Consider the following 12137-nt stretch of genomic DNA (forward strand, 5'->3'; position numbering starts at 1 on the left):
AGAAAGCAATGATTACTTCGGCCCCAAAATTTTCACCAATTTGTCCGGCGACGGCGCGCCTTGTTGCTGTTGCAGGTTGCCTTGTTCGTCGAGGTAGAAAATGGCCGGGGTGGCGGACACGTCTAGGTCAACCATCAGTTGTGCGTTGGCATCAAGCTTGGTTTGAATGTTGGCCGGAATCTTGTTCAGTGGTTTGAGGGCACTGCTTTTGCCCGCTTTTTCGTGATCATGCAGGGCTTTTTGCGGGTCTGAGGCTGCTAGCAGCGCTGCAGATTTTGCCGGACTGTCTTCGCGGATGATGCCCACCATGATATGGCGTAGTTGCACTTTGCCTGCCTCTACCCAAGGGCGCGCCTGCTCCCAGAACATGTTGCAGTACGGGCAGTTTGGGTCGCTGAACAGATAAACGATACGCGGTGCATCTTTGTTGCCATCGGCGATCCAGTTGCTCTTTTCAAAATTGGCCCACACTTGCTTGGCCATCGGTTCGTAAACCAGTTTTTGTAGAGGCGCCAGGCTCAGGTCATTGCCCTCAGCGTCATACAGATTACCGACGATCACGCTCTTGCCGTCCGCAGTCAGGTACAAGGCCATGCCTCGGTTTTGATACTGCGCGGCGTACCCGCGCATACCGCTTGGGGCGTCGAAGCTGCCCATCACCTTTGCACCCTTGGCCTCGATTTTCTGGATTGCAGCAGGCAATTCTTCGGCGTGTACAACAGCTGATTGCAACAAGGCTGCGCCAAGCAGGGTGGTCATGCTCAGGTTTAACAGAGTGCGGTTAAACATGTTTTTGAATTCCTTGCAGGGTCGGCCTGTTGAGCCGACATTGAGTTGTGTTGATCAAAGCTTTCAAGTGCGCGTGCCAGACTGGCTTCTGATAGCTCGCCCAAATGGCTGGCTAACAAGCGACCTTCAGCGTTATAGAAAAGGGTGGTTGGCAGGGCCATAGATCCGACTTTTTGTGCCAGTTGGCCGCCGCTGTCGAACAATACGTTGCTTAGGTTAAGCCCTTGGGTTTCGAGGAAGGTGCTGACGCTTTGCATGCTCTCGCCTTGATTGACGAACAGAAAGGTCACGTTCTGATGCTGGTTTTGCGCCTGTTGCAGCACAGGCATTTCTCGACGACAAGGCGGGCACCAAGTGGCCCACAGGTTGATCACCAAGGGACCGCCTTGATAGCTGCTCAGTTGCACTGACTCGCCACTGGCGTTGCGCAATACCAATTCGGGTAATCGGGTGCCTTGCTCGTAGAGGTTGGAAGACACGCTGGCCAGTAACCAAAACGCCAGCCCGCTGAACAAGCCCCACCCCAAAGGGCGACGTAACCCCGCACGTTTCCAGCCCCATATCACGGCCCCCAGCACCACAGCCAGTAACCCTGGCCAGATCAGGAAACCACCATCGCGCAAATCGAGCATTTTCAGGGGCGTGTTTTGAAAGTAGCGCCAATAGGCGATCACAAAACCGACGCGTGCGGCGAGCAGCCCCAGTAAAAACAGGCTGAACAGCACTGACTCAGGGTTTTCGCCGCCACGTTTGGCTACCCGCCAACCCACCAGCGTCGCCAAGGCGAGGGCCAGTATCAACAGCAGGTGGTTAATGGCCAAGGCAAACGAACCGATGGTCAGGGTGAGCATTTAAGGGGTTTCCCGAGTGACGTTCCAGTTGTTTAAAAAAGTCTCGGCGTTAACTTCGCCGGTGATCCGCTGCCCGCGACGTTCGACGCCATTGGGGCCAATCCAGATGAAACTGGGCGGGCCGGGGACTTGATAGCGGCTGAGCAATTCGCGGCTGGCGACAGTATCGGCGGTCACGTCAAGACGCAACAGGCGTACGTCTTGTAAGGCCTGCATAACCTGAGGTTTGGCGAACACTTGCTTCTCCATGACTTTGCATGACACACACCAGTCAGCGTAGTAATCGAGCAACACCCATTGGCCCTGCGCCTGGGCACTGGCCAGTTCCTGCTCCAGGCTGGCGGGGTCTTTGAGGGTGATAAAAGCATCATGCGCAGTGCTGGAGCTGCTGCCCGCTACCGTTTTGGCGGTGTACACCTGCAAGGGTTGCCACAGCTCGGTGCCACCGCCAGCGGCGCCCACCAACAAGGCGCTGCCCCATAGACCTGCCAACAGGCTTAATGACGTGAACAATGCTTTGGCGCGCCGTGCTGTTTGCGCACTCAGCCACACAGAGCTGGCCAAAATGATCAGCAGCACGCCCCAGAGGCCCACCCACAACGATTCGTCCAAAACCGGCCGAATCAACAGCACCGCGGTGCCCAGGAACAGGAAGCCAAACAGGCCTTTCATCAGGTTCATCCACGCGCCGGGCTTAGGTAGCAAGCGACTGCCGACGGTCACCAGTAGCAACAACGGCATACCTATCCCGATGCCCATCACAAACAACACCAAGCCGCCTTCAATCGCGTTACCACTTTGGGCGATGTAAAGCAGAGCGCCCGCCAACGGTGCGGTCATGCACGGGCCAACCAGCAAGCCCGACAACGCACCTAGGATACCTGCACCCAGCACGCTGCCGCCTTTGCGTCCACGCCCGGCTGTTTCAAGGCGGTCACGCAGGGCCGGAGGTAATTGCAATTCAAAAAAGCCGAACATCGGCAGCGACAGCACCACGAACAACGCGGCGAAACTGCCCAGTAACCATGGCTGTTGCAGCAACGCTTGCAAGTTGGCACCCAACAGGGCGGCTAAAACGCCCAGACCTGCATACACCAACGCCATGCTGATCACGTAACTGCCTGCGACCGCAAAGCCGCGCCCGGCGCTGGCGCCACTGCCGACCACTAGCCCTGCCAGAATGGGCAACATCGGCAGTGAGCAGGGGGTGAACGCCAGCAGCAGCCCTAAGCCGAAGAACAGCAACAAACTCCAGCCCAAAGAGCGTTGCTGCAAACTGGCTGCCAGTGACTGGTCTTGTGCTTGCGCTTGAGCTGCAACAGGCGCGTTGCCGCCTAACTCTACGATCTGGCTTTGTGGCGGGTAGCACAACCCCGCATCGGCGCAGCCCTGCCAGCTCACTTTGACTTGCCCGCTGGCGCCAGCGGGAATTAGCAACTCAACACTCTGGCGGTACACCTGGGTGGCACCAAAAAACTCGTCGCTGTGCGCTTGCCCTTGAGGCAACGCGGGCTGGTGGGCAGCGTCCAGCCCGTCAAATTTGAAGCGCTTCTGATACAGGTAGTAGCGGTCGGCGATTGTCCAGTGCAGACGGGTTTCGCCTGATGCCAAGGCCTCACTGCTGAACACAAATGCTTTGTTAGCGGGCAAGAAATCAGCTTGGGCGAAGGGGTCGCCGGCGGTCTGGGCCTGAGCCAGACCGGCAACACAGGCCAGTAGCAGGGTAATCAGAAGACGCATGAGTGAACCTTGGGCAAATACAAGTGGCGCAACAGTGCGAGTGTGCGATTAACCGATCATTAACCGATGCGCCGCAAGCTGGCTTACTATCAGCCGGGTCGCGGCATAATCGGCCCTTAATCTCATCACTCTTTAATCGGCATATTTACGCGGGTATCAGCATGCACGTACTGGTTTGCGAAGACGATGAACTGATTGCCAGCGGCATTGTGGCCGGGCTGACAGCTCAGGGTATGACCGTCGAGCATGTGAACACTGCCAGTGCGGCGCGAGCCATGCTCAAAGTGGCAGAGTTTGATGTGATGGTGCTCGATTTGGGGCTGCCCGACGAAGATGGCCTCAAATTGCTGCAACAGTTGCGTCAGCAAGGTTTTGAACTGCCGGTGCTGATTTTGACCGCGCGAGACTCCGTCACCGACCGCGTAGATGGCTTGCAAGCCGGAGCAGATGACTACTTACTCAAGCCGTTCGACTTGCGCGAACTTGCTGCCCGTTTGCACACCTTATTGCGCCGGGTAGCGGGGCGCAGCGTTAACCTGATTGAGCACGGCTCATTGAGTTATGACCCCAGCAGTCGTGTCACGCTGCTAGGCGGTCAACCCGTGGACTTATCCCGCCGCGAGCAAGCGCTGCTGCAAGCCTTGCTGCACAACCGAGGCCGGGTGTTATCCAGCGAACAACTCAAGGACAGCATCTACGGTTTTGGCGACGAACTGGAGAGCAACGCCCTGAACGTTCATATTCATCACCTGCGGCGCAAGCTGGGCAATGGCATCGTTGAAACCGTGCGCGGTCTGGGTTATCGCCTTGGCCCTGCCGATGGTCCAGAGCCCAACCCATGATGAGCCTGCGCCTGCGTTTAAGCCTGACCATCGGCTCGGCGTTTATCCTGATTTGGGTGCTGGCCGCCGCGTGGATGCTGAGCGACCTGCGTCAGCAAATGATGTTTTCCCTCGACCAGCGATTGGTGGCATCTGCCCGCATGGTGGCGGGCTTGCTGGAGCAATTGCCGCAACTGCCGGTGAAAGGCGAGGGCACTCACTTCAATGCCGAGCAGTTGACCATTCCGGGCGGTATGGCCTGCCAAGTCAGCTCGTTGCGCGGTGAGGTGTTGGCCCGCAGTCACAACAATCCTGAGCAGCCGATGCAATCGTTGGCCGCCGGTTTTCATGACCAGATGATTGATGGTGCTGCTTGGCGCACCTTCACACTGGATCGCGGTGATGTGCGCATTACCACAGCGGATCGTCAGGTTGAGCGCGAGGCGCTGAATTTGTCGGTGTTACTGGCTGCATCGGTGCCTGTTGGCATGGCGTTGATGGTGTGTTTATTGCTGTTGTGGCTGGGCATCGGCCAAGGCCTGATGCCGCTTAATCGCATGCGCGATGCTTTGATGCGTCGTGATGCGGACTCGTTGCAACCCTTGCAGATAACCCCGTTGCCCAGCGAATTGAAGCCCTTGCTGGACTCGCAGAACCAACTGTTTGCGCGCATCGCCAAAACCATCGAGCGCGAACGACGCCTGACCGGCGATGCGGCCCATGAACTGCGCAGCCCGCTGACAGCGATCAAAACGCACCTGCAAGTGGCCCGCATGACGCAGGGTGAGGCTCGTGAACAATCGCTGGCCCATGCCGAAGCGGGCGCTGATCGCTTGCACCGCACCCTTGAACAACTGTTATTGCTGGCGCGGGTGGAAGGCAGTTTGTCGTTTGACGACGGAGTTAACTGCTCGGCTGAGCAGGTGGCGCAACTGGCCATCCACGATACGGCTTATAGCGGCCGAGACCGCATCCACTTACACGTGCCTGACGATCTGCCAACCACGCCACTGGCCGTGCCTTCGGTCTTGGCCATTGCTGCGTTACGCAACTTGTTGGACAACGCATTGCGTCATACCCCAGCAGACACTGAGGTTGAGTTAACGCTACAACTCAAGGGGGCGGGTGTCGCGTTCACGGTACGTGACCACGGCCCCGGCATTGCAGCCGACACCTTGCAACACATGACTCAACGCTTCTGGCGCAACAGCAACAGCAAGGGTTGCGGCCTGGGGCTGGCGATTGTTCAGGCCATTGTTGAGCGCTGCGGCTGTGAACTGACATTCGACAGCCAGCCAGACGGCCTACGCGCCCAGTTGCGCATGCCGCTGCAAGTTACAACTTTATAGGGAGGCTGCTGTGGTCATGCGCAGTTCAAGGGGCGCAGGTACATTGCGCAGGGGGCACTCCTAAGGGCTGCTACGGCCTCTTTGTCGTTGAAGGTAAAGGCAATACCACGCTGGCCCCGATAACATTACGCTCTCCCAGCAAGGCGGTCAGTGACACGACAGCCGTCGGTGACGAGGAAGGATTTGACAATGCCTTTGACAGGGCGGTCCCTCGGGGTGGCCTGAAGTTGGTTGCGATAACTCTGGGAGAAGCCGTCACCGGGCTGTAGAGGGCGTAAACCGCGACTTGGAGTCATTTACCCGCAGTATTTACACATTTGCGTACGCAGAAGTTGTGCAGTTGCCAAAAAAGCTAAATTTGAAAGCTGGGCTTTTTATAGGCCAAGTATTTTCAAATAGACAGCTCATTTTTTGGCGTTTACAGCAGGTTAATCGTCTCTATGCTCTAAATCCCCGAGGCTCTGATGCGTTTCCAAAACAGCAACGTTTTGGTCAATCTCATCCGCATATTGAGGGCCCCGCAAATGTCAGTCGCTACCCGTCTTGTCGAAGACCCCTCGGCTCAGGCCGAAACGCTTTATGAATTCGAAGAATCCCCTCTGCTGGCCCGCCAAAGTCGTCAGGAATCTAATGCGCGCAGCTACCCGCGACGCATTCCTATAGCGCTCAAGCGGGCCAAAGGTATTTACGTGGAAGACGTTGAAGGTCGACGCTTCATCGACTGCCTGGCCGGTGCGGGTACATTGGCGCTTGGGCATAACCACTCGGTGGTTATCGAGGCCATTCAGCAAGTGCTGGCTGACGAGCTGCCCCTGCACACCCTAGACCTGACCACACCGGTCAAAGATCAGTTTGTTCAAGACCTGTTTGGCCTGCTGCCGCCTGCATTGGCCAGCGAAGCAAAAATCCAGTTCTGCGGCCCTACCGGTACTGATGCGGTAGAAGCTGCCTTGAAACTGGTGCGCACGGCGACTGGGCGCACGACCATTGTGTCGTTTCAGGGCGGTTATCACGGCATGAGCCAAGGTGCGTTGAGCCTGATGGGCAGCCTGGGGCCGAAAAAACCCATCGCCGCGTTGCTCAGCAATGGCGTGCAATTTATGCCGTACCCGTATGACTATCGCTGCCCGTTTGGGCTGGGCGGCAAGCAAGGGGTGCAAGCCAATTTGCACTACCTTGAGAACCTGTTCAGCGACCCGGAAGCCGGGGTGCAGTTACCTGCTGCGGTCATCGTGGAAGTGGTGCAGGGCGAGGGCGGGGTGATCCCGGCTGATCTGGACTGGCTGCGTGGCCTGCGACGTATCACCGAGCAAGCCGGTGTGGCGTTGATTGTTGATGAAATCCAGAGTGGCTTCGCTCGCACTGGCAAGATGTTCGCCTTTGAGCATGCGGGCATCATCCCGGACGTAGTGGTGCTGTCCAAAGCAATCGGTGGCAGCCTGCCGTTGGCTGTGGTGGTGTATCGCGAATGGCTCGATACCTGGTTGCCGGGCGCCCATGCGGGCACCTTTCGCGGAAATCAAATGGCAATGGCCGCCGGATCTGCGGTGATGCGCTACCTCAAGCAACACAACGTGGCCGAGCATGCTGCGGCGATGGGCGAGCGATTGAGTGAGCATTTGCGCATGCTGCAACGTGATTTCCCGCAGTTGGGGGATATTCGAGGTCGCGGTTTGATGCTGGGTGTGGAGCTGGTTGACCCAACCGGCAAGCCCGACGCTTTGGGTCATCCGCCAGTGTTTGCCCAATTGGCGCCTCGGGTGCAGAGAGAATGCCTCAAGCGCGGGCTGATTCTTGAGTTGGGTGGCCGCCAAGGCAGCGTCGTGCGCTTCTTGCCGCCGCTGGTGATTACCGCCAGCGAGATTGACCAGGTTGCCGCTATTTTTGGCAACGCATTGGCGGCAGCCACGGCCGGGCGCTAATTCCTGAGGCCCATCAATCGTTTGTTTTATACCCCTGCTGCGCGTGATCGCGCAGCCGGTTCACAACGACGGAGACTCACCCATGAGTTCAGTATTTGACCGAGACGACATTCTTTTTCAGGTGGTGGTCAACCACGAAGATCAGTACTCGATTTGGCCTGATTACAAAGCGATTCCCAACGGTTGGCGCACGGTGGGTAAAAGTGGTCTCAAGCCTGAGTGTTTGGCCTATATCGAAGAAGTCTGGACAGACATGCGACCTTTGAGCCTGCGTCAGAAGATGGATGCGGTGGTGGCTCCTTAATCTGGGGTTGTGTTGGGCGTTTTGGATGGGGCTCAGGGAAGGCTGCGATCTTTTGATCTTTTGATCTTTTGATTGGTCTGGGTACATATCCATTGGGTGCGCAACGGCTTCTACAGGTTCCGCCCTTACGGCGGGTCCCTTTTGGCAAACAGCCCCAAAAGGAACCAAAAAGGCCTTGCCCCAGCGTTCGGCCTTCGCTGCGCTCAGGTTCCCTCGCTCCAGTTCCGCTGCGTGGGCACGCCGTGACGGGCCATCCTTGGCCCTACACGGCTCTCCCGGCTTCCTGCCGGGAGTCCCACTGCGCAAAACCTACACTCGGCCTCCCGAAGGGGCCTGAAGATCAAAAGCCAAAGCCAAAGCCAAAGCCAAAGCCAAAGCCAAAGCCAAAGCCAAAGCCAAAGCCAAAGCAGGAGCAGAAGTGCAGAAGTGCTTTTGATTTAAAAAACCAACTGCGGCCACCCAATATTCCAGCCGGCTCAAAAGCCCCTTTCCAGCCGGCCGAATGGAATCGTTGCGTAGTGGGTAACCCGGCAGGAGCCGGGTTAGCGCTGTAGGGCATGGATGCCCGTACGGCGCGACCCATGGAGCGGCGATGGAATGAGGGAACCTGAGCGCAGCGAGGGCCAATGGAGGGGCAAGACTTTTTGGTTACTTTTGAGGCGTTTGTCAAAAGTGACGCGCCGTAAGGGCGCAACCCGTAGAGCGCCGTGGCGCACCCAATGGATATGTACCCAACCCAACCCAACCCAACCCAAAGCATCAAAAGATCGCAGCCTACAGCAGCTCCCACATTTGGGTCGCGTAGAAAACCGTGGCAGATAAAACGGATATGCACGCAGCCTACAGGTTAATCACCTTGAACCAGCACACTCACAATCGCATCAATAGTACTGTGCAGTTCAGCCACCGGGTCAGCGCCATCTGAACTGACCACCACCAGTTCACTCCCGCCTTCGGTGATGGCAGCTTTTAACGCATCAGAAGGCACGCGATGGTCGAGCACCAGCGGCACCTCATTGTCTTTCAGCGTTTGGCTCAGTGCTTTAAGGGTTTCAGGCGTCCACGGCTCATCACTTTTGTGATCCACGTCCACGCGCTCCAGGTTCAAGCCGCCGATCAAATAATCCAGTCGATCCGACAAGCTGACCACGCTCAGGTTATCGGCTTTGGCCAGTTGCGCTTCGCTGTTGGCGCTGAGTTTGAGCAAGCGCTGTTTGAGTGTTGCCAGATTGGCTTCAATGACGGGCTTAGCCGTTGGCGCCAGTCGTACCAAATCGGCAGCGATCACATCAGCCATTCGGCCCATGTTATTGCTGGTCAACCATGGCTGGCTGTTCAGGCCGTCATGGGAGGTGCCCGGTTGCACTGCGATGCCCGGCAAACTGCCGTCTACAGGGCGGGCAGCGTCCACTTCAACAATACGGATGTTGCTGCGCCGTGCCATTGGGTACAGCGGGTCGTCGCTCCACAGTGATCGCAGGCCAACCACGGCATCGGCGTCTTGCGCCAACGTGTGCAAGGCTGGAGCGCCACGGCCGCTGAAATAAGCGCTTTGGCGACTGCCCGGCAGGTTGGCAGCGGCGGCACGTTGCAGGGTGACGCCGCTGTCGTTGAGCAACAGCGCGCTCAGCCCGTAGGTGATGGGCAGGCTTGCCAAAATGCGTACCGGTTGCGGTGATGTGTCGGCGGCCAGCAACGGGGTGCTCAGCAGGCCGGTGATGGCCAAGGCCAGGGTCAGTTTGCGCACAGTGAACATTTATCCAATATTCCCTTTTAGGCTGGGCACCACGCCGCGGGCGATAGCGGCCATAGCGAAGGCGATACCGGCCACCAGAATGATCGCGGCGCCGGATGGAATAGGCAGGTCGAATACAATCGGCAGCAAGATCCCGCACAAGGTGCTGACCGTGGCGATAAGCACCGAAATCCAGAAAAAACCCTTGAGCGACTGGCTGAGCAAGCGCGCAGCCGCAGCGGGAATCACCAGCAGGGCACCGACCAAAATGGCGCCGATCACTTTGACAGCGGCAACGGTGATCAGCGTGACCAAAATCACAAACAGGTAATCCAGTGTTTTAACAGCCACTCCGCGCACAGCCGCCAATTGCGGATTAAAGCTGGCCAGCATGATGCGGTTGTACAGCGGCAAACTGAGGCCCAGTACCAGCGCACCGACAATCGCCAATACCAGCAGATCGTTGCCGTTTACAGTCAGTACCGAGCCGAACAGTACGTTTTCGAGGATGTGGACGTTGATCTTGCCCGCCAGAATCAACAACAGGCTGGCGCCCAGCGCCAATGACACGGACAGAAACACGCCAATCAGTGTGTCGGGTGCCAGCCCGGTGCGATTGCGCAGGTAGTTGAGCGACACGCCAAATAGCAGGCAGTAGCCAAACAGGCTGCCGTAAGGCCCGGTGTAGGGTTCGCCGAGCAAAATGCCGATGGCCACGCCGGTCAGCGCCGCGTGACCGACGGCTTCAGAGAAAAACGCGAAACGTTTGACCACCACCAGCGTGCCTAAACCGCCCAGCACTGGGCCGATCAGCAACCCAGCGAGCAGGGCGTTGACCACAAAGCCGTAAGCCAGCACTTGCGGCAGATACCCCGCGCTCGCCCAGGCCTGAATCATTAAACGGAAGGCTTCATAGCTCATTAAAGGGCGCTCCCACGGGCCTTGGGATGGGTAGAAAACAAGCTCAGTAAGCGCTCGGGGCTGAGTGTTTGCTCGGGCGGACCATCGAACAGGATCTGACGATTAAGCCCGGTCACTCGCTGCGCCAAGCGTTTAACGGCGGCCAGATCGTGCTCAATCCACACCACGGTTACGCCGCTCTGGCGCCATTCGTTTAGCAATCGTTCAAACACCTGCGCACCGGCTTCATCCAATGCCGACATCGGTTCGTCGAGCACCAGCAATTGTGGCGCGGGGATCAAACCTTGGGCCAAGAGCACTCGCTGACGTTCGCCCCCGGACAACGCGCCCATTCGGCGCTTGCGTTTGTCCTGCATGCCCACTCGCTCCAGTGCCTCGCCGATGGCTGGGGCGACTTTGCGCGACAGCCCCATAAAAGCTGGGCGGCGTTGGCACATGGCAGCCATGAAGTCGTCGACGGTCATGGGCAGGCCTCGGTCAAACTCCAGCGCTTGCGGCACGTAGCCAATCAAACCCGGCTCGCCGGGCCAGCTCAGGCTTAAGCGGCCGTGGTGGGGCATTTGCCCGAGCAGGGTTTTGATCAGCGAACTTTTGCCGCCGCCATTGGGGCCGACCAGCGCATGCACGCTACCTGGGTGAATGGTGAAGCTGACTTGATCGAGAATGCGCGTACGGCCCAGCGTCAGTGACACGTTGTCGAACTCAACACCGGGCCCGATGGTGGTGGCAATCAGATGTTCAGCGGCGCTCATGCTCCAGCCTCCTGAATCGCCTTGACCACGGTATTGAGGTTGCCGGTCATCTCTTTTTCGTATTTGTCAGCGCTGTAGTCGCCGTAGGAAATGTGCGACAGCGGGTACAGCTTGACCCCGGACTCGCGCTGAATGGTTTCAACGTAAGTGGATGGGAAGTCCATCTCGGAGAAGATCACTTTCACATCCAGCTCGCGCAGTTGGTCGATGGTTTTTTTCAACTGGCTTGGGCTGGGCTCGATGCCATGAGCGGGCTCAACCACGGCGGTCACTTCCAGCCCAAACTCGCGCAGCAGATAGTCGTAGGCGGCGTGAACGGTGGCAACCCGCAAGTCTGCGTTGGGGGCTTGGGTCAGCTTGGCCAAGGCGGCGGCGCGCATCTGGCGCAGGCGTTTGCCGTAGGCACGGGCATTGGCGGTGTAGGTTTTAGCGTTGGCCGGGTCGAGCTTTCCCAGTTCGCGGGCGATGTTATTGACCTGAGCGATCGAGGCGCTGATTGACAGGAAGGTGTGCGGGTTGACCACCTTGCCTGCGCCGCGGGCTGCGTTACCCGTCGCTGCCAGCAGAGGGACGTTTTCATTGGCTTCAATGACTGCGATGTCCGGTTTTTCGCTGGCCTCGATCATGCGATCGGCAAAGTCATCGTGGCCCACACCGTTGAGCACGATCACATCCAGGGTGCCGATACGCTTGATATCTTGCGCCCGGGGCTCATAGGCGTGTGGGTTGAAACCGGCCGGAATCAGCGGCACCACTTCGGCCTTGTCGCCGACGATATTGCTCACGTAGCTGTAATAAGGGTGCAGTGTGATGCCGATACGCAGTGGTTTGGCCAGTGGGGCAGCGTCTGTTGTGGCAGCGCTGAGCAGCGGCGACAGGCAAAAGGTGAACAGGCCAGCGAGCAACAATGTGCGGCGGCGCAAAACAGATGAAATGGACATGGCGAGCAGTCT

At 58.1% G+C, this 12137-nt stretch carries 12 protein-coding genes; 4 read left to right on the forward strand and 8 right to left on the reverse strand.

The features are described 5' to 3' along the window. Positions 1–12: 12 nt before the first annotated feature. Genes dsbG through dsbD form a run of 3 tightly spaced genes read right to left on the reverse strand, consistent with a single transcriptional unit; the run spans position 13 to position 3380 of the window. On the reverse strand, positions 13–789 hold the full coding sequence (dsbG, locus tag ACZRJQ_RS19290; protein ID WP_463979923.1) for a thiol:disulfide interchange protein DsbG: 777 nt from the start codon (positions 787–789) through the stop codon (positions 13–15). Further along, on the reverse strand, positions 768–1640 hold the full coding sequence (locus tag ACZRJQ_RS19295; RefSeq protein WP_463979924.1) for a TlpA family protein disulfide reductase: 873 nt from the start codon (positions 1638–1640) through the stop codon (positions 768–770). The genes dsbG and ACZRJQ_RS19295 overlap by 22 nt, the downstream gene beginning before the upstream one ends. Continuing rightward, a complete protein-coding gene (gene dsbD, locus ACZRJQ_RS19300; RefSeq protein ID WP_463979925.1) occupies positions 1641–3380 on the reverse strand; it encodes a protein-disulfide reductase DsbD in 1740 nt (579 codons plus the stop codon). A 161-nt stretch (positions 3381–3541) separates the two neighbouring features. Here dsbD and ACZRJQ_RS19305 point away from each other — a divergent pair, with 161 nt between their 5' ends. The 4 genes from ACZRJQ_RS19305 to ACZRJQ_RS19320 all read left to right on the forward strand — a co-directional run bounded on the left by ACZRJQ_RS19305 (position 3542) and on the right by ACZRJQ_RS19320 (position 7776). After that, on the forward strand, positions 3542–4222 hold the full coding sequence (locus ACZRJQ_RS19305; RefSeq protein WP_463979926.1) for a response regulator: 681 nt from the start codon (positions 3542–3544) through the stop codon (positions 4220–4222). Next, positions 4219–5550 (forward strand): ATP-binding protein, encoded by a 1332-nt coding sequence (locus tag ACZRJQ_RS19310; RefSeq protein WP_463979927.1) that lies wholly within the window; start codon positions 4219–4221, stop codon positions 5548–5550. The genes ACZRJQ_RS19305 and ACZRJQ_RS19310 overlap by 4 nt, the downstream gene beginning before the upstream one ends. Before the next feature lie 524 nt (positions 5551–6074). Beyond that, positions 6075–7472 carry a diaminobutyrate--2-oxoglutarate transaminase gene (locus ACZRJQ_RS19315; RefSeq protein WP_463979928.1) on the forward strand — a complete coding sequence of 466 codons (1398 nt, stop codon included), beginning with the start codon at positions 6075–6077 and terminating at the stop codon, positions 7470–7472. Positions 7473–7554: 82 nt separating this feature from the next. Next, positions 7555–7776: an MbtH family protein gene (locus tag ACZRJQ_RS19320; RefSeq protein WP_463979929.1), complete on the forward strand. Its 222-nt coding sequence runs from the start codon at positions 7555–7557 to the stop codon at positions 7774–7776. A gap of 309 nt (positions 7777–8085) precedes the next feature. Here the strand turns inward: ACZRJQ_RS19320 and ACZRJQ_RS19325 are convergent, their stop codons facing one another. The 5 genes from ACZRJQ_RS19325 to ACZRJQ_RS19345 all read right to left on the reverse strand — a co-directional run bounded on the left by ACZRJQ_RS19325 (position 8086) and on the right by ACZRJQ_RS19345 (position 12125). After that, complete coding sequence (locus tag ACZRJQ_RS19325) at positions 8086–8256, reverse strand: hypothetical protein (RefSeq protein WP_463979930.1); 171 nt, start codon at positions 8254–8256, stop codon at positions 8086–8088. A gap of 367 nt (positions 8257–8623) precedes the next feature. Further along, complete coding sequence (locus ACZRJQ_RS19330; protein ID WP_463979931.1) at positions 8624–9532, reverse strand: metal ABC transporter solute-binding protein, Zn/Mn family; 909 nt, start codon at positions 9530–9532, stop codon at positions 8624–8626. Continuing rightward, positions 9533–10432: a metal ABC transporter permease gene (locus ACZRJQ_RS19335; protein ID WP_463979932.1), complete on the reverse strand. Its 900-nt coding sequence runs from the start codon at positions 10430–10432 to the stop codon at positions 9533–9535. It abuts the gene before it with no gap. Beyond that, positions 10432–11184: a metal ABC transporter ATP-binding protein gene (locus tag ACZRJQ_RS19340; protein WP_463979933.1), complete on the reverse strand. Its 753-nt coding sequence runs from the start codon at positions 11182–11184 to the stop codon at positions 10432–10434. Before ACZRJQ_RS19340 ends, ACZRJQ_RS19335 begins: the two co-directional genes overlap by 1 nt. After that, entirely contained in the window at positions 11181–12125 is a 945-nt protein-coding gene (locus ACZRJQ_RS19345; protein WP_463979934.1) for a metal ABC transporter substrate-binding protein, read from the reverse strand. Before ACZRJQ_RS19345 ends, ACZRJQ_RS19340 begins: the two co-directional genes overlap by 4 nt. Between the last annotated feature and the right edge of the window lie 12 nt (positions 12126–12137).

This window comes from Pseudomonas sp. E315, assembly GCF_055406205.1.